This window comes from Nocardioides zhouii, assembly GCF_004137345.1.
In the GTDB taxonomy this organism is placed as follows: Bacteria; Actinomycetota; Actinomycetes; order Propionibacteriales; family Nocardioidaceae; genus Nocardioides; species Nocardioides zhouii.
This window is the reverse complement of sequence record NZ_SDWV01000007.1, coordinates 129,666-151,792: the sequence shown is the minus strand read 5'-3', so window position 1 is coordinate 151,792 and position 22,127 is coordinate 129,666. Positions and strand designations below refer to the sequence as shown.

The following is a 22,127-nucleotide window of genomic DNA, read 5'->3' as shown; positions in this document are numbered from 1 at the left end:
GTTCGGATCATGGCCAGCACGCCCCTCTCCGCGCAGGAGGACACCAACCGGCGGATGCTGCGCGCCCGCGACGAGATGGACCGCCGCTACGCCGAGCCCCTCGACCTACCCACGCTGGCGGCCGTTGCACACCTGTCGGCGTCGCAGTTCGGGCGGGTGTTCAAGGAGGTCTACGGCGAGACCCCGCACCGCTACCTGCAGCGCCGCCGCGTCGAGCGCGCGATGACGCTGCTGCGCCAGACCGACCGGCCCGTCACCGACGTGGCGTGGGACGTCGGATTCGCGAGCCTCGGCACGTTCAGCCGGACCTTCAGCAACATCGTCGGCATCTCCCCGACCGAGTTCCGCACCGCACACCAGCCGGTCGCCGTGCCCTCCTGCTTCATCGCGGCGTGGACCCGACCACGCGAGAGCGCCGCCCCGGAGACAGCTGCCCCAGAGACAGCGCTTGCGGAGACAGCGGTTTCGGAGAAGCGTGAGGAGGTCGACGCTCGTTAGCGTCCTCGTCATGAACTCCAACCACATCACCAGCCTCCACATCCGCTCCGTGCCCGTCCTCGACCAGGACGAGGCGCTCGACTTCTACACGACCCACCTCGGCTTCGAGGCCCGCGACGACATCGACCTCGGCTTCATGCGCTGGCTGACCGTCGGCGTCCCCGGCCAGGACACCTCGCTGCTCCTCGAGCTCGTCGGCGGGCCGCAGCACGACGAGTCCACCGCGACCCAGGTCCGAGAGCTCGTCACGAAGGGCGCGCTCGGCGGGCTCTTCCTCCAGAGCAGCGACGTGCACGCGACGTACGCCGCCCTCCGCGACGCCGGCGTCGAGGTCACCCAGGAGCCGGTCGAGCAGCCCTACGGCACCGACTTCGGCATCCGCGACCCGTTCGGCAACCACGTCCGGATCAGCCAGCCCAACACCGCCACACCGGCCCAGGTGCAGGACGCCTACGAGGCCTCCGCACAGTGAGCTACCCGCCGCTGCTCTACGACGGCGACTCCGGTGAGGTCTCCGCCCACGTGGTGCGGGCGGGGATCGAGCCGGCGGTCGTCTACCCCAACGGCAACAAGGTGTTCTACCTCGCGCAGGGCACCGAGACGCAGGGGACGTTCGGGCTCTACCGCTGGGAGTTCGCCGGCCCGCAGAGCGGACCGGATGCCCACTTCCACCGGACGATCACGGAGTCGTTCTACGTCCTCGAGGGCACCGTCACGATCTATGACGGCACCGACTGGGTGCGGTGCCACGCCGGCGACTTCGCCCACGTCCCGGCCGGCGGGATCCACGGCTTCCGCAACGAGGACGGCGCCGCCAAGATGCTGCTCCACTTCGCGCCCGGCGCTCCCCGCGAGGCCTACTTCGAGGGCCTCGCCGCCGGGATGGGCCACCTCGACGGCGACGCGTACGACCGGTTCATGCGCGAGCACGACAACACCTGGCTGTGAGCGACCCCGTCGACGCAGTAGGGATGGCGTTCGCCGAGACCCCGCGACGGGACTTCCTCCCGCGCGGCGTCCGGCGGCGGGCGGCGGGCGGCGTACGACGGTCCGCTCGCGATCGCGGCCGGCCAGACGAACTCCCAGCCGCGCACCGTCGATGACATGCTGCGACTGCTCGACGTACGTCCTGGGCAGCGGGTACTCGACGTCGGCTCCGGCTCGGGCTGGACGGCCGCACTGCTGGCGCACCTCGTCGGTGCGACGGGCACGGTGACCGGAGTGGAGCTCGAGCCGTCCCTCGTCACCATCGGTGCGCGCAACCTCGCCGCGTTCGCCCGAACCTGGGCGGGCATCCGGCTCGCGACACCCGGCGTGTTGGGCGACCCCGCCGGAGCGCCGTACGACCGGATCTTGGTGTCCGCGATGCCCGCCTCGCTCCCCATGTCGCTGGTCGACCAGCTCGCGGACGATGGCGTCCTCGTGATCCCGGTGGCCGGCACGATGCTGCGGGTGACCCATCCGGGCGCGGTCGTGACCGAGCACGGACACTACCGGTTCGTGCCGCTGCGGTGAGTCGACCCGCATCACTCGCGCGTGAACCTCACCAGCTCCTCGCGGCTGTCGCCGTCGGAGATGTCGATGGCCAGCACGCCGCCGACTCCCTTGGCGTAGAACCAGAGCTCGGCGGCCTTGGGGTGCAGCGGAGTGGTGTCCCGGTTGAAGACCACGTTGTCGAAGTGCCCGTAGGGCACCTCGATCTGCTCCGTGCCCACACTGAGGATCTCGGTGTGGTCGGCGGCGCCGGTCCGGTAGCCGCCCTCCAGCCGGAAGATCATTCCGGCCCTCGGGTGTGCCGGCATCTGCACGCCGGGCTCAGCGCCGTTCACGCCGGCCTCGAAGGAGCCCTCGGTGTTGATGGTGCCGTCTTCGATCTTGTAGGTGTCCTCGCCGAAGTACCACACGCAGCCGACACGGTCCTGGGCGAACCACTCCTCGGTGCGCTCGACCAGTCGGCCACGCTCGTCGCTGACCCGGGCGATGACCACCCGTGCAGTGACGCCGTTGGCGATCAGCCTGGTCCGGTGGGTGACCAGGTCCACGATCTTCTGCCGGGTGCCGTCCGGAGCCGTTTCCCGCCACACCTTCCGGTCTCCAGGACGCATCGGGAAGTAGGGGTTGTCGATCTTGGTCGTGAAGTCCGCCGGGTCGAGGTCGGCGTGCTCGTGCCCCCTCGGAAGTTGGCACTCGGCGCGAGTCCTGCTTGCGGAGTCGCCGGTGGCAGAGACGTTCGTGACGCCACTGCTCGGGAGGGGCTGTACGGCGACCGCCAGCGGCATACCCAGCGCCACCGCGGCGGCGGCTGTCAGGAGCGTCGGGAGGCGGCGACGCCGCATCCGGTTGAGGGGTCGAGTGTTCATGAAGGCCTCGTTCCGTCCGTGCCGGGCGGGTCCCAGCGACGTTACGGACGCTAGAGATCTGGAATGAGGGGACGGTGAGAAGCCCGGTGGCCCGACTGAACCGTGATCGCGCAACGCGCTTCTCATGCTCGTCTCATGTGGCGACTCGTACTGTGCTGGAGTGCGGATCCTGGTGGTGGAGGACGATGTGGCGATGGCGGCTGCACTCAACCGCGCGTTGCACACGGCGGGTGTGGTGGCCGACATCGCCGGGTCGGGGGACGACGCCTTGTGGATGGCGCAGGCTGCGCCGTACGACGTGATCGTGCTCGACGTGATGTTGCCGGACGTCGATGGCTTCGAGGTGTGCGAGCAACTGCGGCTGGCGCGTGTGTGGACCCCCATCATCATGGTCACCGCGCGCGACGCGGTGGCGGATCGGATCCGGGGTCTCGACGTGGGTGCCGACGACTACCTGACGAAACCGTTCTCCCTGGGTGAGCTGCTGGCAAGGTTGCGGGCGTTGGCTCGTCGTGACGTGGTCGACCGCCCCGCCATGGTCAGCGTCGGGTCTCTTCGACTGGATCCTGCTGGGCGGCGGGTGTGGAGAGGGGAGAGCGAGGTCTCGCTGACCGCTCGCGAGTTCACCTTGTTGGAAGCGTTGATGAGGCGACCGGGCCAGGTCCTCAGCCATCTGCAGCTGCTGGATGCCGCGTGGGACTTCGGCTACGAACATCGATCCAATGTCGTGGAGGTCTATGTCCGCTACCTGCGCGCGAAGATCGACAGGCCTTTCGGAGTCGCTTCGATCGAGACGGTTCGCGGGGTCGGGTACCGCCTGCGTGAGGATGGTGGCGCGTGACCCGCCTCCCGATCCTGGTCAAGCTCACCGCTGCCTTTGCGGCCGCCACCTTGTTCATGCTCGCCGCGGCTGCCGCGTTCGTCTATGTGCGGTTGCGCCACGATCTCGACGACCGGGTCGACGCCAACCTGCACGCTCGCAGCGCCGCGGCTACGACTGCGCTCAGCGCGGGGACCGACGTCGGGAGCGTTGCTGTCGAGGATCCGGAAGAGAGCTTCGCCCAGGTCCTGTCGACATCGGAGGTTCTCCAGACAGCGGGCTCCCCGATCGGCGCCGTGATCGACAGCGACCAGGTGGCCGAGGCCCTGCGACGTGATCTGGTCGTTGAGCGCGAGCTGCCCGGGATCGATGGCGTCGCACGTATCCTTGCCGTACGTCACGAGTCGGGCACCGGGCCCATGGTCATCGCGGTCGGCCAGTCGCTTCGCGATCGCGACGAGGCGCTCTCGAGCGTGGTCACCTCATTCCTGGTCGGTGGGATCGGCGCGCTGGTGGCCGCGTCACTGGCGGGCTATGCGCTCGCCCGGTCGGGCTTGGCGCCGGTCGAGGCGATGCGGTCACGGGCAAGCGAGATCTCGGCGAGCGACGTAGATGCCAGGCTGCCGCTGCCTGTGGCCAACGACCAGATCAGGCGACTTGGCGAGACGCTGAACGACATGCTCGGGCGGCTGGGAGACTCCTATGAGCGCGAGCGGCGGTTCGTCGACGACGCCAGTCACGAGCTCAGGACGCCACTGGCTGTGATCCAGACCGATCTCGAAGGTGCGCTGCTGGCCGGCGGCCACTCCGAGGGGGTCAGTGCCGCACTGGTGAGCGCCTTGGACGAGACCCACCGACTGGTTCGTGTCGCGGAGGATCTACTGGTGCTCGCTCGAGCTGCGGGTGGCCAGCTTCCGATCGCAGCCCGACCGATGGAGGTCGGCGACGTCCTGACGTGGGCTCGCTGCCGGTTCGCGCCCGTTGCAAACGTGTCTGGACGCACCATCACGGTCTTCGCGAATCCCGGGCTGGTGGTCCTTGCCGACGAGGACCGGCTGCGGCAGGTACTGACGAACCTGGTCGACAACGCGCTGCGCCACGGCGCGGGGGACATCACACTGTCGGCCCGAGCCGACAGCGACGGAGTCACCATCGAGGTTCGCGACCAGGGCGACGGCTTTGCGACCTGGTTCGCCCCTCGTGCCTTCGAACGGTTGTCCCGGGCGCACCCAGCCGACCGCAGCACCGGATCTGGGATCGGTCTGGCCATCGTGCACGCCATCGTCGATGCCCACGGCGGACGGTCAACCGTGAGGGTGGGTGCACCGGCGACGGTGTGCATCTGGTTGCCGACGCACCCGCCTTCCTGACTCATGTCCTCGGGAGCTCGGGAGGGTTTCACCCGGCCGTGAAGCGGAGCAGTTCGGTGCGCCCGGCCTCGGGTGCCAGGTCGAACTCCAGCACGATTCCCACGCCCGGTGCATAGAACTTGAGCTCTGCGATCTCGGGGTGCAGCGACGTGGTGTCCTCGGTCATCCGCACGCGCTTGAAGACACCCGCCTTCGTGGCTACCCGGGTGTCCAATGTCAGGAACCTTCCCTGGTCCTCGGCATGACCGGCGTAGAACTCCTGCCGATACGCCTCGCCGACCTCCGGTTGGGCGAACATGATGATGCCTGCCTTGGCGCCGTCCACGCCGGCCTCCCACGAGCCCTCGGTCGAGACCACCTGCCCGTTCTCGTACTCCTTGGTGGCCTCACCGAGATACCACACCCTGCCCTCGAGGTCCTGGGCGTACCAGTCGAAGGTGTCCTCGATGACCTCATCGTTGACCTTCACGGTGTCGCGGACCACGGTCGCGGTGATGCCTTCGATCAGCTTGGTTCGGTTCAGGACCTTGACCACGATCCGCTCGCGCTGCTCCCGCGTCCCGCCCCCATAGACCCACCTCATCCCAGGCGCGAAGGGCGAGTAGGGGTTGTCGATCTTCCTCACGAAGCTGCCCGGCCCCGGCAGTGGAATGATCTCCGGCCCCTTGGCAGCGGCCACGGGGCCACCGACCGGGCCGGAGGCGACGGCGTTGCCTGACTGAGCGCTGCACACCATGGCGCCGAACGCCACCGCCGCCGAGACCACGGCCGCTGGAGTGTGCTTCTTGGTTCGAGGTGTGTCCATGTCCGCTCCTTGGTAGGTGCCCCGCAAGATCGGGAACACTCGCCACCATGCGCCCCCGGTGCTGAAGCCGCCCTGAACCCCCCGTGAAGCACGGCCACTACCGGTTCGTGCCGCTGCGCTGAGGCCGGCGCGACTCGGCGTCGGAGGCTGCCCGCCGCGCCCGTCGGACCGGCAGTCCGGCCACGACCTCGAGGGGCCCGCGCAGCCGGAGCAACCGCATGCCCGCGCCGAGGCCGAGCAGGACGACGACGTGCGAGAGGTAGGCAGAGGGCTCCTCCGGCGGCCACACACCCGGTGTACGCATCAGGACGTGCAGCGAGTAGAGGCTGAGCGTCATCGTGCCGGCGCCGAAGACGACGGCGAGCGCCACGGTCGCTGCGCGAGGTAGCAGGCGCTCGAGGAGGAGGCAGCAGGAGATCACGAGCACCGCGCTGCCGATGGTCTGGGCGAGGTCGAACGGTGTCGCCGAGTGCGGCGCGACGAGGAGAAGCCAGTCCCAGTCGCCGTCGGCCGGGGTGGTGCCGAACATCCCGGCGGCGTTCTCGGAGGCCACTGCCGGGTCGACCAGCGTGCGGGAGACGCGGGTCGCCAACACCGCCGTCCCGAGGCCGCCGAAGGCCATGGCACCCAGCAGCGAGACGGCCCTCAGGTCGATGCGCGCCAGGACGAGCCCGGCGAGCAGGTAGGCCAGCCACGGCACGACGGGGTAGTAGCCGGTCAGGAGCAGCTCGCTGGCCAGCTGCGCGGGGTCCGCCAGCTGGTCGAAGGTCGGGCTCTCGAACCCGCGGTCCGGCAGGTGCGGTCGCACGAGGTGCGAGGCCACCGGCGCGACCGCGACCCACACGACGGTGAGCGGCAGCAGCGTCCGGACGCCGAGGAGCGTGAAGGGCAGGCCCAGAACGAAGAGCACCCCGTAGTAGGTGAGGATGATCGCGATGCCGCTGTCGAGGCCACCCAGCAGCAGTCCCAGGACGGCGATGAGCAGTGCCCGGCCGGCGATCCCGGCGGATCGCCTCGCGAGAGCGCGACCTCGCAGCGGTGCGCGGGTCATCAGCCCCAGGCTCACTCCGGCCAGCACGGCGAAGAGTGCCGATGCCCGTCCGCCGGCCAGCCACTGACCGGTGGTGAGGTCCCCCGCGGGGGTGCGTGCGTCGAGGACGTGCGTGGCGACCATGCCCAGCAGTGCGAGGCATCGGGCGACGTCCAGCCCGACGAGGCGGCCCTCGGTCGTCCTGGTCATGCGGTCATCCTGCCGGGCGACCCATGAGGCCTTGCCGCGTCAGGACCGAGGGCGATCGACCCGGGCGGCGAGGGTCTGCGGCGCCTGGAGGCAGTAGGAGTCGGTGAGCAGCTCGGCCAGCTCGGCCCAGTCCGTCTCGTCGTCGAGCACCATCCCGATGACGTTTCCGCCCCAGCCGGAGCGGAAGTAGGGCTCGCCCATGTGCTCGAAGGCCGCGACCTCGTCGGGCTCCCCGCGGAAGGTGATCCGGAAGACCTGGTCCTCGCCACCGAAGACGTGGGCGACCGTGGCGCTGCCGACCCGCCAGCGGGTGCCGGTCCATGCGGCCTCCTGTTCGCACCGCGGCAGCGCGCCGAGCACCGCGTCGATGCGGCGTACCCACTCCTCGGGGACGAGCGGACGGTCTGCGAGGGCCACGGCATCAGCCTGCCACCACCCGCCGACACCATGCAGGCAGTTCGCTCCTGTGACCACCGCTCCCACGCTCAGCCGCGCCCCTGGATCGCCGAACTGCCTTCGTAGTGCTCGCAGCGGAGTAGGTTCCGGCCATGAAGTGGGTGGCGCTGCTCCTCGTGGCCGCCGGCGCGATCGGCGTCCCGGCGCTGCTCTCGGACCGGGAGCCGGGGTGCGAGGGCGGAGTCGCGTTCTCGCCCGGCGGCTTCCGCGACGCGGACGTCCGCGGGCCGGCAAGCCCAGAGGAGGCTCTGGGGTCACTGCTCGACGACGCGGCGGAGATCACGCGTGACCAGGAGACCCGCTCCGAGGGCCAGCAGGCCGTCGTCGTGTTCCGCGGCTACGACCAGGACGAGCACCTGCTGAAGAAGATCGAGATCTGGCAGGCCGAGGACGGCCGCTGGTACGAGGGCCGGTCGTGGGTGTGCTCGTGAAGTGGCTCGTCGTCCTCGCGCTCCTCGTCGCGGGCGCTGTCGGGATCAACGCATGGGCGAGCGGACCCGACCTGAGCTGCCCGGGTAGCACCCTGTCCGGCATCCCCGAGGGCGGGCCTCTGAGCCCGACGGCAGACGACGCCCTCGGCGATCGGCTCGACGATGCCGCGCAGGTGACCGAGGAATCGAGCGACGCCAAGGGCTTCCACACCGTGACCTACCGCGGCTACGACGCCGACGGCGAGCTGATCAGGAGCGTCGTCGTGGAGGGCCCGGTCCAGTGGCGGGTAGCCCGCATCGACACCTGCGAGTGATACCTGAGGACGTGGCGTACGGATTCTCGGCCGATTCCCGTTCACCACGTCCTCAGGTATCTCAGTAGGACTTCGGCAGCCCCAGGCTGTGCATCGCGACGAAGTTGAGGATCATCTCCCGGCTGACCGGCGCGATCCGGCCGGCGCGGGCGGCGACGAGCATGCCGGCCATGCCGTACTCCTGCGTGATGCCGTTCCCGCCGTGGGTCTGGACAGCAGCGTCGACGGCGTGGACCGCGGCTTCGGCGGCGGCGTACTTCGCCATGTTCGCGGCCTCGCCGGCGGCCATGTCGTCGCCGGCGTCGACGAGTGCGGACGCCTTCTGGGTCATCAGGCGGGCGAGCTCGTTCTCGATGTGCGCCATCGCGAGCGGGTGGGCGATCGCCTGGTGGGAGCCGATCGGGGCCTTGAAGACCGTGCGCTCCTGGGCGTACGCCGACGCCTTCTCGAGGGCGTGGCGCGCCAGCCCGGTCGAGAACGAGGCCGCCATGATCCGCTCGGGGTTGAGCCCGGCGAACAACTGGACGAGGCCGCCGTCCTCGTCGCCGACGATCGCGTCGGCCGGGAGCCGGACGTCGTCGATGAAGACCTGGAACTGGCTCTCCGGGCTGACGATCTCCATGGGGATCGCGGTGAACTCGAAGCCCGCGGAGTCCGTCGGGACCACGAAGAGGCAGGGCTTGAGCTTGCCCGCCCCTCCCGATGAATCCGGTGCGTCCTGGACTCGCGCGACGACCAGGACGTTGGTTGCCTCGTCGACGCCGGAGATGTAGATCTTCTGGCCCTTGAGCACCCACTCGTCGCCGTCGCGGCGGGCCGTGGTGGTGATGTTGTGGGAGTTGGTGCCGGCGTCGGGCTCGGTGATCGCGAACGCCATCGTGCCGGTGCCGTCGCAGATGCCGGGGAGCCACTTCTGCTTCTGCACCTCGGTGCCGTAGCGGGCGATCACCGTGCCGCAGATCGCGGGGCTGACGACCATCATCAGCAGCGGGCAGCCCTGCGCAGCGAGCTCCTCGCACACCGCGGCCACGTCGCCGATGCCGCCGCCACCGCCGCCGTACTCCTCGGGGATGTTGACGCCGAGGTAGCCCGCCTTGGCGATCTCCATCCAGAGGTCGGTGGTCTTCTCGCCGGCGCGGGCGCGCTCGGTGAACCACGCACGGCCGTAGCCCTTGGCGAGCTTGGACACCTGTCGGCGCAGCTCGATGCGCTCGTCGGTCTCGGTGAAGGTGGTCATGAGTTCTCCTCGACTACTGCCAGGACTTCCCCGGACGCGACCTGCGTGCCGGGCTCGACGTTGATCTCGGTGACCGTGCCGGCGTGCGGCGCGGTCACGGTGTGCTGCATCTTCATGGCTTCCAGGACGAGGACGACGTCGCCGGCGGCGACCTGCGCCCCGGCCACGACCGCGACCTTCACGACGGTGCCGGGCATCGGCGCGAGCAGCGAGCCGCTGGCGACCGCGTCCGCGGGGTCGGTGAACCGGGGCAACGGGCGCAACCGCTCGCGGATGGTGCCGTCGTTGTCGAGGAACATCTCGCCGGACTCGTCGACGTGCACCTCGAAGCGCATCCGGTGGCCGTTGACCATCAGCACGACGAGGTCGGGCGTCGCGGAGACGACCGTCCAGTCCTCGGTCGGGTGGCGGAAGCCGTCGCGACCGGCGTACCACTCGGCCACCACGGGCTCGTCGCGTCCGGGCACCTCGAACGACGTGCGCTGCGGCTGCGACGCCACGTTGCGCCAGCCCGGCTGGATGCCGTGCTGTACGCGGCGGGCCGCGGCGTCGCGTACGGCGATGGCGACGGCGGCGACGTACGGGCCGAGCTCGGTGTCGCCCGCGGGGACGCCACCGATGGGGTGCTCGCCGGAGAGCTGCTGCTCGAGCGTCGTGGTCGTCATGGTGCCCGCGACCACCTCGTCCACCTGCAGCATCGTCTCGAGCAGGTCGCGGTTGGTGACCGGGCCGTGCAGCCGGGACCGGCGCAGCGCGCGGCCGAGGGCACGCAGCGCGGACGGCCGGTCCGCCGCCCACACGATGACCTTCGCGAGCATCGCGTCGTAGTGGGTCGAGACCTCGCTGCCGTCGGCGTACCCCGCGTCGACGCGTACGCCGTGGCGGGGCAGGAGGTCGAAGGCCATGTCGTGCGGGATCTGCAGCCGCGAGAAGCGACCGCTCTGCGGGGTGGCGGCCGCGTCCGGGGTCTCGGCGTAGAGCCGGACCTCGATCGCGTGGCCGCGCGGCTCCGGGGTCGTGTCGGTGCCGAGCACCTCGAGCAGCGTGCGCCCCTCGGCGATCCCGATCTGGGCGGCGACGAGGTCGATGCCGGTGACGCACTCGGTGACCGGGTGCTCGACCTGGAGGCGGGTGTTCATCTCGAGGAACCAGAACCGCTCACCGGCGGGGTCGTAGAGGAACTCGACCGTGCCGGCGCTGACGTAGCCCACCGCACGGCCGGCCGCGACGGCCGCCTTGTGCATCGCGGCACGCACCGCGTCGGGCAGACCCGGCGCGGGCGCCTCCTCGAGCACCTTCTGGTGGCGGCGCTGCAGCGAGCAGTCACGGTCGCCGACGGCGATGCCGGTGCCGTGGGTGTCGAACAGGATCTGCACCTCGACGTGGCGGCCGGACTCGACGTACGGCTCGACGAAGACGGTGCCGTCACCGAAGGCCGAGGCCGCCTCGGCCCGGGCGCTCTCGACCTCCGCGTCGAGGTCCCCGAGGCGACGTACGACCCGCATGCCGCGCCCGCCGCCGCCGGCGCTCGCCTTGACGAGCAGCGGCAAGTCGGCCTCGGTCGGCTGCTCGGGCGCCTCCAGGACGGGTACGCCGGCGGCGCGCATGAGGTCCTTGGCGCGGATCTTCGAGCCCATCGCCTCGATCGCGTCGGGTGGCGGTCCGAGCCAGAGCAGTCCGGCGTCCTGGACGGCACGGGCGAAGTCGGCGTTCTCGCTGAGGAAGCCGTAGCCCGGGTGCACGGACTGACCTCCCACGGCGCGGATCGAGTGGATCACCCGCTCGGCATCGAGGTAGGTCTCGGCGGGCGTGCTGCCCGGCAGCCGGGTCGCCACGTCGGCGTCGTCGACGTAGGGCAGGCCGGCATCGGGATCGGAGTAGAGCGCCTGGCTCTCGATACCGAGGCGGCGGCAGGTGGCGAAGACCCGGCTGGCGATCTCGCCACGGTTGGCGACGGCAACTCGCTGGATGAGTGAGCTCACGTGCGGAACACCCCGTATCCCTCGGCCCCGCGGATCGGGGTGTTGGCGATGACGCTGAGGCAGATCGCCAGCACCGTCCTGGTGTCGCGCGGGTCGATGACGCCGTCGTCGTACAACATCCCGGACAGGAAGTAGGGCAGCGACTGCTCCTCGACGGACGCCTCGACGTAGTCCTTGATGCCCTTGAACCCCTCGGCGTCGAAGGTCTCGCCCTTAGACTCCGCGGACTGCTGGGCGACGATCTCGAGCACGCCGGCGAGCTGCGCAGGGCCCATCACCGCACTCTTCGCGCTGGGCCAGGTGAAGAGGAAGCGCGGGTCGAACGCACGGCCGTTCATGCCGTAGTTGCCGGCGCCGTAGGACGCGCCCATGATCACGCTGAGGTGCGGGACGGTGGAGTTGGACACGGCGTTGATCATCTGCGCGCCGTGCTTGATGATCCCGCCCTGCTCGTACTCCTTGCCGACCATGTAGCCGGTCGTGTTGTGAAGGAAGAGCAGCGGGGTGTCGGCCTGGTTGGCGAGCTGGATGAACTGCGTCGCCTTCTGCGCCTCCTCGGAGAACAGCACCCCCTGCGCGTTGGCCAGGATCCCGATCGGGTGGCCGTGCAGCTGCGCCCAGCCGGTCACGAGCGACGTGCCGTAGAGCGGCTTGAACTCGTCGAAGGGCTTGCCGTTGTGCGCGCTCGTGCCGTCGACGATCCGGACGATCACCTCGCGTGGGTCGAACGGCTCCTTGAGGTCGGTCGGGATGAGGTCGAGGAGGGTGCCGGGGTCGGCGTCGGGCTCGGCGAAGGAGGACTGGGACCCTCTCGTGGACGCTGGACGCACGCCGTGGCGTGCGTCGAGCGGACCATGGTCCGCTCGACCCCCGCCGTGGCGCCGGTTCAGGCGGGCCACGATCCGCCGGCCGATGCGGATCGCGTCGTGCTCGTCCTCGGCGAGGTAGTCGGCGAGGCCGCTGACCCTGGCGTGCATCTCGGCACCACCGAGCGACTCGTCGTCGGACTCCTCACCGGTCGCCATCTTCACCAGGGGAGGGCCGCCGAGGAAGACCTTCGCGCCGCCGCGGACGAACACCGTGTAGTCGCTCATGCCGGGGACGTACGCCCCGCCGGCGGTCGAGTTCCCGAAGACCAGTGCGATCGTCGGCTGCTTGCGCGCGGAGGAGCGGGTGAGGTCGCGGAAGAGCCGGCCGCCGGGGATGAAGATCTCCTTCTGCGTCGGCAGGTCGGCGCCGCCGGACTCGACGAGCGAGATCGTCGGGAGGTTGTTCTCCTCCGCGATCTGCGCCGCCCGGAAGGCCTTCTTCACCGTCCACGGGTTGCTCGCGCCGCCCTTCACGGTCGGGTCGTTGGCGGTGACCAGGCACTCGACGCCCTCGACCACGCCGATGCCGGTCACCAGCGAGGCACCGACGGTGAAGTCGGACCCCCAGCCCGCCAGCGGTGAGAGCTCGAGGAAGGCCGACCCGGGGTCGACGAGCAGCTCGATCCGCTCGCGCGCCGTCAGCTTGCCGCGCGCGTGATGACGGTCGACGTACTTCTGACCGCCGCCGGCCACCGCGACCGCGTGCTGCGTGTCGAGGTCGGCGAGCTTCTCGAGCATCGCCTCACGATTGGTCATGGCTCCAGCACCGCCTTCATCCGCTCCAGCGTCGTACGCATGCCGTTGCGGTTGGTGCGTCCGCGCAGGCCGCCGAGGACCAGCCAGTAGAGGCGGGTGGGCAGCGAGGGCTCCATCCGGAAGTACTCCGTGACGAGGGTTCCGCCGTCCTTCGGCTCGAGCCGGTAGCCCCAGTTGTTGACGGTGACCGCGTCGGTGCCGACGGAGAACTCGAAGACCTTCTCGACCTGGCACTCGGTGACCTTGCACGGCGACCAGTAGGTCGGGCCGACGCCGTTGCGCTTCACGTGGCCGGCGAAGTAGGCCCCGACCTCCGGGCCGGTCGACCCGCGGGTCCACTTGGCCTCGAAGGTCTCGGGGCTGAACTCGCCGATGCGCGTCACGTCGCTGACGAGGTCCCACACCTCGGCGGGCGGGGCGTCCATCCAGACGGACACCTCGTCGCCCAGGGACGGAAGCTTGATCATCGAAAGTCCTTCTCTCTTGTGGTCATGAGGCGTACCCCATCAACTTGGCCGTCAGGTCGCGCAGCACCTCGTCGGCACCGCCGCCGATCGGCAGGAGCCGGGCGTCGCGGTAGTGCCGCTCCACCTCGGTGCCGTGCATGTAGCCGCTGCCACCGAAGAGCTGGACGGCCCGGTCGCAGACGTACGCCGCGCAGTCCACCGCGGTCTGCTTGGCCAGGCATGCCTCCGCGACGACGAACTCGCCGGCGACATGACGGGCGGCCACGGCGTGCGTGTAGGTGCGCGCCACCTCGACCTGCCGGCGCATCTCGACCAGCAGGTGCTGGACACTCTGGTTGCCGATCAGGGCGCGGCCGAACGCTTGCCGGTCCCGGGCGTACGCCGCCGCGAGGTCGAGCGAACGGGCAGCGATGCCGTAGCCGTGCACGGCGAGCGCGATCCGCTCGACGACGAACTGGTCGGCGATCTGGCCGAAGCCCGAGCCCTCCGCGCCGACGAGGTTCGCGACCGGCACGCGGACGTCGACGTACGACAGCTCGGCGGTGTCGGAGCAGTGCCAGCCCATCTTGCGCAGCGAGCGGTCGACGGTGAAGCCGGGCGTGCCCTTCTCGACGACGAGCAGCGAGATGCCGGCGTGGCCCGGGCCGCCGGTGCGGACGGCGGTGGTCACGAAGTCGGCACGGACGCCGGAGGTGATGAAGGTCTTCGCGCCGTTGACGACGTAGTGGTCGCCGTCGCGCTCTGCCCGCGTGGTGATGCGGGCGACGTCGGAGCCGCCTCCGGGCTCGGTGATCGCCAGCGAGCCGATCAGCTCGCCGGCCAACGTGGGCCGGACGAAGCGGTCGACGAGGTCGGCGTCGCCGCTCGCCGCGAGGTGCGGCAACGCGATGCCGCTGGTGAAGAGGCCGGCCATCAGCCCGCTCGATGCACCGGCGTCGAACATCGCCTCCTGCATCGCGACCGAGTCGAGCAGGTCGCCGCCGCTGCCGCCGACGGACTCGGGGAAGGCGATGCCGATCAGCCCGAGATCGCCCGCGGTCCGGTGCAGGGCGCGCGGGATCTCGCCCGCGTCCTCCCACTCCTGGAGGTGCGGCACGACCTCGCGACGGGTGAACTCCGTCGCGGTCGAGCGGAGCGCCTCTCGCTCTGCGTTCATATGAGGCTGTCCTCGATCGAGACGTGCCGCGAGCGGAGCCACTCGCCCAGCCCTTTGGCCTGCGGGTCGAAGCGCGGCGAGGCCGCAACACCCTCGCCGAGGAGGCCGTGGATGACGACGTTGACCGCGCCGAGGTGGGGCAGCAGCCACACGTCGACGTCGAGGTCGGCCGCCTCCGGCAGCAGCACCGGGATGCCGCGCGGCGACATCAGCTTGAAGAGCCACTGCACGCGGGCGTCGTACGTCTCGTGGTCGACGCCGTCGTGCGCGACCCAGAGCCCGACGTTGGCGTCGCCGCCCTTGTCGCCGGAGCGCGCGTGGACGAAGGTGCCGAGCGGAAGGCGGCGGGTGAGCACGTCGGCGCGGCCGGGGTACGGCGAGGGGCGGGCGCCCGGTGCTTCGTCGAGCGGCGTGTACGGCCCCGGGTCCGCGACGACCTCGCGGCGGCCGTCGGCGTGGACGACGGTGTGCGTGACGTCGGCGCGGTCGACGTACGCGGGTCGGTAGATGCCGAACGGCGTCGCGGGGGCGGGCGGGGCGGTCATCGTGAAGCCGGGGTAGGACCCGAGCGCGAGCTCGACGGCCGCTGCGGTGAAGGCGCGACCGACGGGGTCGGGCGAGGGGTCCTTCACGGTGCAGCGCAGCAGCGTCGACGCGGACTCCTCGGTCCCGGCGTCGGCCGGCGGGATCGTGACGTCGGACCAGACGATCTCCGCGGCCGTGAGTCGCGCGCCCAGTTGCTCGCGCACCCACTCCGCCTTGGCCTCGACGTCGAGCCCGGTGAGGACGAACTCGGCGCTGTTGCGCCAGCCGCCGAGCTCGTTGACGCAGACCTTGAGCCGCTCGGGCGGTGCCTCGCCGACAACGGGCCCGATCGCGACGCGGTCCTCGCCGACCTGCTCGAGCCGGACGCTGTCGAGGTGGACGGTGACGTCGGGCCCGAGGTAGCGGGTCGACTGGATCTCGTAGACCAGCTGCGCGGTGACCGTGTCGACCGTGACCGCGCCGCCGGTGCCGGCGTGCTTCGTGATGACGCTCGAGCCGTCGGCTGCGACCTCGGCCAGAGGAAATCCCAGCGGCTTCTGTCGATCCGGCAGGCTCAGGAAGCCGCTGAAGTTGCCGCCTGTCGCCTGGGTGCCGCACTCGATGACGTGGCCCGCGACGACCGCGCCCGCCAGCTCGTCGTACGACGTCGCGCTCCAGCCGTGGTGCGCGACGGCCGGGCCGACGACCAGCGAGGCGTCGGTGACGCGCCCGGTGACGACGACGTCGGCGCCGGCCGTGAGCGCGGCGGCGATGCCGAAGCCGCCGAGGTAGGCGTTGGCGGTGAGGGCGCCCGTGCCAACTCCCATCGAAGCGGTGAGGTCGCGGACGTCGTCGCCCTCGACGTGGGCGACCTGCGGGTCGAGCCCGAGGCCGGTCGCGACCTCGCGGATCCGATCAGCGAGGCCGGCGGGGTTGAGGCCACCGGCGTTGCTGACGATCTTCACGCCGCGCTCGAGGGCGAGGCCGAGGCAGTCCTCAGCCTGGCGGACGAAGGTGCGGGCGTAGCCGAGCGAGGGGTCCTTGAGCTGGTCCTTGCCGAGGATGAGCATCGTGAGCTCGGCGAGGTAGTCGCCGGTGAGGACGTCCAGCTCGCCTCCCTCGAGCATCTCGCGCATCGCCGAGAGGCGGTCGCCGTAGAAGCCGGAGCAGTTGCCGATCCTCAGTGCCGATTTCTCGGGATGCCGCGCGGTCACTGCGGCGCCCGCCCCTCGCCCGGTTGGCCGGCGAAGGCCTGGGCGATGCCGAGCCAGCGGTCGACGTCGGGGCCGGTCGCGACGAGGTCGGTGTCGGCGCGGTGGACGCGCTGGGTGACGAGGCGGCAGAAGTCGGCGGCGCTGCCGGTCAGGGTCTGGGCGGCGTCGTCCGGACCCCAGCTCCACACGTCGTCGGACGGAGCGACGAGGTCGATCCGGAACTCCTCGGTCGGGACGTCGAGGCCGTGCACTCCGAAGGCGAAGTTGCGCGTACGCACGCCGAGGTGCGCGACGTGCCGGATCCGGTCGGTGTCCTCGACGGGCGCGCCGAGCCCCTCGTGGACGTCGAGGCTGTGGGCCCAGGTCTCCATCAGCCGCGCGGTCGCCATCGACGTGGCCGACATGGGCGGGCCGAACCACGGCATCTTCTCAGCGCGTGGGTACGCCGCCAGCGCGGCGCGCAGGTCGGTGCGGGCGCGGCGCCAGCGACCGAGGAGGTCGGCGTCCCGGGCGATCGCGAGGGCCTCCCGGTCCACGTAGCCCTCCGGGTCGGCGATCGCGTCGAGGACCACGGCGTCCCAGGCGTCCTTGTCGGTCGCGGCCTTCAGCGCCACGTCGTCGGTCCAGGCGAGGTGGGCGACCTGCGCGGCGACGTCCCAACCGGGCGCCGGCGTGGCGGTGTGCCAGCCGGCGTCGTCGAGGCCGGCGACGAGGGCGTCGAGCCGGTCGCCCTCGGCGGCGAGGTCGTCGAGGACCTGGGTGAGCACATCAGTCATCGTTCAGTTCCTCGTCATTTCGCGGTCCAGGACGTCGGCCCACTCGCGCAGGATCCTGCGCCGGCGGGCGGAGTCATCGGAGATGGTGGAGGCCAGGCCCAGCCCGCGGACCAGGTCGAGGGTCGCCTGCACGAGCTCGCGTACGCCGGGCCTGGACTCGTCGGCACCGAGGGCGGCGGCGGTCATCCGGTGCGCCTCGCGCCCGACCCGCTGCTCCAGCGGCGCGACGGCAGCGAGCAGCGCCTCGTCGGTGCGGGCCGCGACCCAGAGCTCGAGCGCGGCGGCGAAGACCGGGGAGGCGAAGTGGTCACCGAGCATCGTGACGACGGCGCGCGTACGGCGGCCGCCGGCCGGCAGCTGCGCCACGGCCTCCGCCAGCTCGGCGCCCCGGCGCTCGGTGAGGTGCTCGACGGCCGCGACGACGAGATCGTTCTTCGTCGGGAAGTGGTGCAGCTGCGCTCCCCTGCTCACGCCCGCCCGCTCGGAGACAAGTGTGGTCGACGTGCCGGCGAACCCCCGCTCGACCAGCACCTCCACCGTCGCCTCCAGCAGCCGGGCCCGCATCGCGCGGGTCCGGTCCGCCTGGGGCACCCGGGTCGCCTGGGCCTGTGAGGTCACGACCCCAGCCTGCCGTCGTACAAACAAACAGTCAAGCCTGACTTTTTCTCACCCGGCTGGGTATCTAGGGACAATCTGGTGGGCAGAACCCCCGTTTCACCTACCAGATTGTCCCTAGATACCCAGCGCACAAGCGAGGGAGGTCAGTCGAGGCGGGCGACCAGAGGCAGCCGCGAGCGGGCGGTCAGCCCGACAACGGCGGCGGTCAGCAGCGGGAGCGCCACCACGATGGTGATGATCAGCAGCCACGGGATCGCGAGGAACGGACCGTCGGGCGCCGCGCTGTTGCTGCCCGACCCGGCGGTCAGCGGACGCGAGATCGCGATGCCCGGGATGAAGCCCACCCCCGCCCCGAGGATCGCGCCGACGACGCCGATGACCAGGGCGTACGCCGCCGCGACCCGCCGCCGCGCCCGCGGTGCCGCGCCGACCGCGGACAGCGTGGCCAGGTCGGGCTTGGCGTCGGAGAGCGCGAGGAACGTCGCGGTGAGGGTGCCGCCGAGCATGAGCACGCCGCCGAGCGCACCGAGCACCAGGAGGATGATCACCGCCTCGTCGGGGCGTTCGTAGCCGCGCTCGACGTAGAGGTAGGTCCCGTCGACGGCGCCCCGCACGTCCTCGCGGATCCGGGTCTCGCTCGCCTCGTCGAGGTCGCCGGTCAGGCGCAGGCTGACCGTCGTGACGTCGAGGCCGAGCTCGTCGGCGAGCGCGGTCGGCAGGATCGCGCTGGTCGGTGCCGGCGAGGAGTCCGCGGGGTCCCATCGCACCAGCTGGGCCGCCACACCGGGCGTGGTCTCGACGTCCGACTCGTCGCTGTTCGGGCGCCAGGTCTCGCGACGCACGGTCGCCTCGGTCTCGCCGTCGAGGGAGCCGGTGAAGACGATCGCGCGGCCGGCCGCGAGCGTACGGTCCACCACCTCGGCGGTCGCTCCGGTGATGCCGAGGTCGGCAGCGCTGTCGGCCACGGTGACGGTCGGGCCGTAGACCGACAGGCAGCACGTGTCCTGCATGCCGCGGGCCGGTTCGATGAACGTCGTGGTGTAGCCGTTGGGGTCGTAGACGTCGTTGAGCCCCTGCACGGCGGTCACCTCGACGCCGGGGGCGGCCGCGCGGGCGACCTCCTCCAACCGCGTCCAGGTGGTGGCGGCGTCGGCGAGCTCCTCGCCCGGGAGGAGGTCGGGGCCCCAGGAGATGAAGCCGGCGCCCATCTGGGCCTGCGGCGTGTACGTCATCTCGTTCTGCCGCTCGTCGCTGGCGTTCGCGATGCCGAGCGCGACAACCCCGGCGACCGTCGCGGCGACGGCGGCCACGGCCGGCACGGTCCGCGTACGGTGGCGCGCCGCGTCGCGGGCGGCGTACCTCGCGGTGAGCGGGAGCCGACCGGAGACGCGCGCGACGGCGGACACCACCACCGGCACGACCAGGATCATCCCGAGCACCGACACCACGGCCGAGCCGGCGATCCAGAGGGCGCCGTTGCCGCTGTCGGAGGTGACCGCGCCGTACGCCGACGCGGCGATGCCGACGCCGAGGAGCACCAGGCCGACCACCGGCGTCGACGCGCGCGGACTGCGGTCGCCGCGACGTCCGGCCAGCACCGCCACGACGTCCTGGCGACTGGCGAGCCAGGCGGGCACGGCCGAGGCGAGGAGGGCGGAGAGGAGCCCGAAGGCGACGATGGCGAGGAGGTAGAGCCAGGGCAGCTCGAACGGGCCGAACCACTCGCCGTTGAACCGTTGGACCAGCGGCAGGAGTGCCCAGCCGGCCACGATGCCGAGCACCAGCCCGATGCCCGAGGCGACGAGCCCGAGCACGACGCCACTGCCGAGGATGACGCGCCGCGACTGCGCGGGCGTACCGCCAGACGCGGCGATCAGCGCGAGGGTGCGGGCGTGGCGTCGGGCCCCGACCGCGAACGCCGGCCCGGCCAGCAGGACGACCTCGATCAGCGCCATCACGACGATCAGGGCGACGATCGCGAAGATCTCGTCCTGCCCGGTGTCGTAGCCCATCTGCTCGGCCATCGACGCGACGTCGGGCGGGTCCGCCAGCACGGCGCGTGAGGTGACGACGCCGCCGATCTCGTTGAGCTCCTGCACCGTCGACCACGACACCGGACCGCCGGCATCCACGAGCCACTCCCGGCGGTTGGTCGACTCGTCGACGAGGTCCTCCACGGAGCCGATGACGATCGGTTGCGTACGGTCCGTCGCGTCGCGGCCTCCCCCCGTGATGGTGAGGGTCGTGCCGCCGACCTCGAGCTCGTCCCCGACAGCGAAGCCCTTCGTGATCATCGCGTCGTTGACGACGACCTCGCCGGGCGCCTGGGGCAGGTGGCCGGTCTCGAGGTCGAAGAGCCCGCGGGTGAGCGGGTCGGACAGGTCGACGCCGGTCGTCGAGAAGTCGATCACCCGATCACCGAGCCGCGCCCGCGACCAGCCGCTCGTGATCGGGAGCAGTCGGGTGTCGGCGCCCAGCACACCGCGTACGTCGTCCTCCGTCGCGGGGTTGTCGTAGTCGGCCTCGCCGATGAAGCTCCACTCGCCGTTGCTGACGTCGGGCGCCTGCACGATCCGTCCACGGCCCTCCGTGAGGATGCGCGCGTCGGCCGCTCCGAGACGGCGTTCGGCGCCCTCGATGCCGCTGACCTCGCCGGTCTTGATGACCACTGCGGCCGCACTGACAGCGAGCACGGGCAGGCTGATCATCACCAGCACCAGGACGCTGCGGCCCTTGTGGCGCAGCGCGTCGCGCCAGGCGATGAGGAGGGCCGGGCGCCAGCCCGTCACCTCGTCTCCCCTGCCAGCAGGGTCTCCGGCTCGTCGGCGCCGGTCTCGTCGACGATGACGCCGTCGCGCAGGAAGACCACCCGGTCGGCCCAGGCCGCGTGCCGGGCCTCGTGGGTCACCATCACCCCGGCCGCGCCGGCGTCGCAGCGGGCCCGGAGGAGTCGCAGGATCTCCTCGCCGGTGTCGGTGTCGAGGGCCCCGGTCGGCTCGTCGGCCAGGATCAGCCGGCGCTCGCCGACGATGGCGCGGGCGATCGCGACCCGCTGCTGCTGGCCGCCCGACATCTCGTCCGGGAACCGGTCGACGAGGTCGACGATGCCGACCTCCTCCAGCGCGACGAGCGCGAGCCGGCGCGCGATCTTCGACTTCTCGCCGTCGAGCTCGCGGGGCAGGGCGACGTTCTCGGCGGCCGTGAGCGCGGGGATCAGGTTGAAGTCCTGGAAGACGTAGCCCACGGACGTACGCCGGATGCGCGCGCGGCCGGCGTTGTCGAGCGAGGCCAGGTCGGTGCCCTCGATCCAGACCGAGCCCGACGTCGGGGCGTCGAGGCCGCCGGCCAGGGTCAGCAGGGTCGACTTGCCCGAACCCGACGGACCCATCACGGCGACGAGCTCGCCGGGGCGTGCCCGGAACGTGACGCTGCGCAGGGCGTGGACCTCGGTCGCGCCCTGGCCGTGGACGCGCGAGACGGCGGCGAGGTGGAGGACGGCGTTCATCGGGGAGCCCCCTCGGTCCTGTTCGCGCTCGCGGCGCCCGTGCGTACGTCTCCACGCTCCACCGCCGCGCGCCGCAGCCGGGCCTCGCAGTGGTCGAGCCACCGCACCTCGGCCTCGGCGTCGAAGACGAGCGAGTCGAGAACCAGGCTCCAGGCCAGGTCGGCGGAATCCTGGGGCGTCGCGGCGCGGCCGGTGCGCTTGAGGCGGGTGTAGTCCTGGAGCGAGGTCATCGTGGCGCTGCGCTGGCGCTGGATGATCGAGCCGACGTCGACGCCGGGCAGCGTCACGGCGATCGCGAGCTTGATGGCCAGCTCGTCGCGCGGCGGCTGGGAGCGAGGCACCGGCGTGGCGAACCACGCCGACACCTCGCTCCGTCCGGCCTCGGTGGCGCGGTAGACGTGCGTACGGTCGGATCCGAGCGGTTCGCCGGCACCCCCGTGCCCGGCGTTCCCGCTCGCTGCCTCCTCAACGACGACCTCGACCAGTCCGTCACGCTCCAGGCGCGTCAGGGTCGTGTAGACCTGCCCGATGTTGAGCGGCCAGGTCTCCCCCGTGCGCTGCTCGAACTCGGCCCGCAGCTGGTAGCCGTACATCGGCCCCTGCTCCAGGATCGCCAGCATCGCCTGCCGGATCGACATCCGCGCCTCCGTGGTCACCCTCCGCCGCCCCCCGTGAGCAGTGGATACCGGGTATGTATACCACGTATGCATGCCGTTGAGCATCCCTCC

Annotated in this window: 23 protein-coding genes; 8 read left to right on the top strand and 15 right to left on the bottom strand. The window is 71.2% G+C overall.

Annotation, left to right across the window (positions count from 1 at the left end; all coding sequences use genetic code 11):
- The first annotated feature begins 9 nt into the window (after positions 1 to 9).
- From EUA94_RS09105 to EUA94_RS09090, 4 genes are all read left to right on the top strand, one after another.
- On the top strand, positions 10 to 498 hold the full coding sequence (locus EUA94_RS09105; protein WP_129426552.1) for a helix-turn-helix domain-containing protein: 489 nt from the start codon (positions 10 to 12) through the stop codon (positions 496 to 498).
- A gap of 10 nt (positions 499 to 508) precedes the next feature.
- Positions 509 to 970 carry a VOC family protein gene (locus EUA94_RS09100; RefSeq protein ID WP_129426551.1) on the top strand — a complete coding sequence of 154 codons (462 nt, stop codon included), beginning with the start codon at positions 509 to 511 and terminating at the stop codon, positions 968 to 970.
- Entirely contained in the window at positions 967 to 1,446 is a 480-nt protein-coding gene (locus tag EUA94_RS09095) for a cupin domain-containing protein (RefSeq protein ID WP_129426550.1), read from the top strand. The genes EUA94_RS09100 and EUA94_RS09095 overlap by 4 nt, the downstream gene beginning before the upstream one ends.
- A 111-nt stretch (positions 1,447 to 1,557) precedes the next feature.
- The gene (locus tag EUA94_RS09090; RefSeq protein ID WP_129426549.1) at positions 1,558 to 2,013 is read left to right on the top strand and encodes a protein-L-isoaspartate O-methyltransferase family protein; all 456 of its coding nucleotides are present in this window, start codon (positions 1,558 to 1,560) and stop codon (positions 2,011 to 2,013) included.
- A gap of 11 nt (positions 2,014 to 2,024) precedes the next feature.
- Here EUA94_RS09090 and EUA94_RS09085 read toward each other — a convergent pair whose 3' ends face one another.
- The gene (locus tag EUA94_RS09085) at positions 2,025 to 2,858 is read right to left on the bottom strand and encodes a hypothetical protein (protein ID WP_129426548.1); all 834 of its coding nucleotides are present in this window, start codon (positions 2,856 to 2,858) and stop codon (positions 2,025 to 2,027) included.
- Positions 2,859 to 3,018: 160 nt separating this feature from the next.
- On the opposite strand from EUA94_RS09085, the gene EUA94_RS09080 reads away from it, so the two are divergent.
- Positions 3,019 to 3,699, top strand: a complete 681-nt coding sequence (locus EUA94_RS09080; RefSeq protein WP_207210472.1) for a response regulator transcription factor — start codon at positions 3,019 to 3,021, stop codon at positions 3,697 to 3,699.
- Complete coding sequence (locus EUA94_RS09075) at positions 3,696 to 5,048, top strand: HAMP domain-containing sensor histidine kinase (protein ID WP_129426546.1); 1,353 nt, start codon at positions 3,696 to 3,698, stop codon at positions 5,046 to 5,048. Before EUA94_RS09080 ends, EUA94_RS09075 begins: the two co-directional genes overlap by 4 nt.
- Positions 5,049 to 5,076: 28 nt before the next feature.
- Here the strand turns inward: EUA94_RS09075 and EUA94_RS09070 are convergent, their stop codons facing one another.
- The 3 genes from EUA94_RS09070 to EUA94_RS09060 all read right to left on the bottom strand — a co-directional run bounded on the left by EUA94_RS09070 (position 5,077) and on the right by EUA94_RS09060 (position 7,510).
- Positions 5,077 to 5,853, bottom strand: coding sequence for a hypothetical protein (locus EUA94_RS09070; RefSeq protein ID WP_129426545.1), 777 nt, complete (start codon positions 5,851 to 5,853; stop codon positions 5,077 to 5,079).
- Positions 5,854 to 5,950: 97 nt separating this feature from the next.
- Positions 5,951 to 7,093, bottom strand: coding sequence for a heparan-alpha-glucosaminide N-acetyltransferase domain-containing protein (locus tag EUA94_RS09065; protein WP_129426544.1), 1,143 nt, complete (start codon positions 7,091 to 7,093; stop codon positions 5,951 to 5,953).
- Between the two features lie 39 nt (positions 7,094 to 7,132).
- On the bottom strand, positions 7,133 to 7,510 hold the full coding sequence (locus EUA94_RS09060; RefSeq protein ID WP_129426543.1) for an MmcQ/YjbR family DNA-binding protein: 378 nt from the start codon (positions 7,508 to 7,510) through the stop codon (positions 7,133 to 7,135).
- Positions 7,511 to 7,641: 131 nt separating this feature from the next.
- Here EUA94_RS09060 and EUA94_RS09055 point away from each other — a divergent pair, with 131 nt between their 5' ends.
- Positions 7,642 to 7,980, top strand: coding sequence for a hypothetical protein (locus EUA94_RS09055; RefSeq protein WP_129426542.1), 339 nt, complete (start codon positions 7,642 to 7,644; stop codon positions 7,978 to 7,980).
- The gene (locus tag EUA94_RS09050) at positions 7,965 to 8,294 is read left to right on the top strand and encodes a DUF5011/hyalin repeat domain-containing protein (protein WP_129426541.1); all 330 of its coding nucleotides are present in this window, start codon (positions 7,965 to 7,967) and stop codon (positions 8,292 to 8,294) included. The genes EUA94_RS09055 and EUA94_RS09050 overlap by 16 nt, the downstream gene beginning before the upstream one ends.
- 61 nt (positions 8,295 to 8,355) lie before the next feature.
- Here the strand turns inward: EUA94_RS09050 and EUA94_RS09045 are convergent, their stop codons facing one another.
- From EUA94_RS09045 to EUA94_RS08995, 11 genes are all read right to left on the bottom strand, one after another.
- Positions 8,356 to 9,531 (bottom strand): acyl-CoA dehydrogenase family protein, encoded by a 1,176-nt coding sequence (locus tag EUA94_RS09045; protein WP_129426540.1) that lies wholly within the window; start codon positions 9,529 to 9,531, stop codon positions 8,356 to 8,358.
- Positions 9,528 to 11,513, bottom strand: coding sequence for an ATP-binding protein (locus EUA94_RS09040; RefSeq protein WP_129426539.1), 1,986 nt, complete (start codon positions 11,511 to 11,513; stop codon positions 9,528 to 9,530). Before EUA94_RS09040 ends, EUA94_RS09045 begins: the two co-directional genes overlap by 4 nt.
- Complete coding sequence (locus EUA94_RS09035) at positions 11,510 to 13,138, bottom strand: acyl-CoA carboxylase subunit beta (protein WP_129426538.1); 1,629 nt, start codon at positions 13,136 to 13,138, stop codon at positions 11,510 to 11,512. Before EUA94_RS09035 ends, EUA94_RS09040 begins: the two co-directional genes overlap by 4 nt.
- Positions 13,135 to 13,605: an SRPBCC family protein gene (locus EUA94_RS09030; RefSeq protein WP_129426537.1), complete on the bottom strand. Its 471-nt coding sequence runs from the start codon at positions 13,603 to 13,605 to the stop codon at positions 13,135 to 13,137. The genes EUA94_RS09035 and EUA94_RS09030 overlap by 4 nt, the downstream gene beginning before the upstream one ends.
- A 22-nt stretch (positions 13,606 to 13,627) precedes the next feature.
- The gene (locus EUA94_RS09025; protein ID WP_129426536.1) at positions 13,628 to 14,761 is read right to left on the bottom strand and encodes an acyl-CoA dehydrogenase family protein; all 1,134 of its coding nucleotides are present in this window, start codon (positions 14,759 to 14,761) and stop codon (positions 13,628 to 13,630) included.
- Positions 14,758 to 16,500, bottom strand: coding sequence for an acyclic terpene utilization AtuA family protein (locus EUA94_RS09020; protein WP_242494759.1), 1,743 nt, complete (start codon positions 16,498 to 16,500; stop codon positions 14,758 to 14,760). The genes EUA94_RS09025 and EUA94_RS09020 overlap by 4 nt, the downstream gene beginning before the upstream one ends.
- Positions 16,497 to 17,276, bottom strand: coding sequence for a TIGR03084 family metal-binding protein (locus EUA94_RS09015; protein WP_129426535.1), 780 nt, complete (start codon positions 17,274 to 17,276; stop codon positions 16,497 to 16,499). Before EUA94_RS09015 ends, EUA94_RS09020 begins: the two co-directional genes overlap by 4 nt.
- A 3-nt stretch (positions 17,277 to 17,279) precedes the next feature.
- Entirely contained in the window at positions 17,280 to 17,894 is a 615-nt protein-coding gene (locus tag EUA94_RS09010; protein WP_340640855.1) for a TetR/AcrR family transcriptional regulator, read from the bottom strand.
- Between the two features lie 143 nt (positions 17,895 to 18,037).
- Positions 18,038 to 20,683 (bottom strand): ABC transporter permease, encoded by a 2,646-nt coding sequence (locus EUA94_RS09005; RefSeq protein ID WP_129426534.1) that lies wholly within the window; start codon positions 20,681 to 20,683, stop codon positions 18,038 to 18,040.
- Positions 20,680 to 21,399 carry an ABC transporter ATP-binding protein gene (locus tag EUA94_RS09000; RefSeq protein ID WP_129426533.1) on the bottom strand — a complete coding sequence of 240 codons (720 nt, stop codon included), beginning with the start codon at positions 21,397 to 21,399 and terminating at the stop codon, positions 20,680 to 20,682. The genes EUA94_RS09005 and EUA94_RS09000 overlap by 4 nt, the downstream gene beginning before the upstream one ends.
- Positions 21,396 to 22,037 carry a PadR family transcriptional regulator gene (locus EUA94_RS08995; protein ID WP_129426532.1) on the bottom strand — a complete coding sequence of 214 codons (642 nt, stop codon included), beginning with the start codon at positions 22,035 to 22,037 and terminating at the stop codon, positions 21,396 to 21,398. Before EUA94_RS08995 ends, EUA94_RS09000 begins: the two co-directional genes overlap by 4 nt.
- Between the last annotated feature and the right edge of the window lie 90 nt (positions 22,038 to 22,127).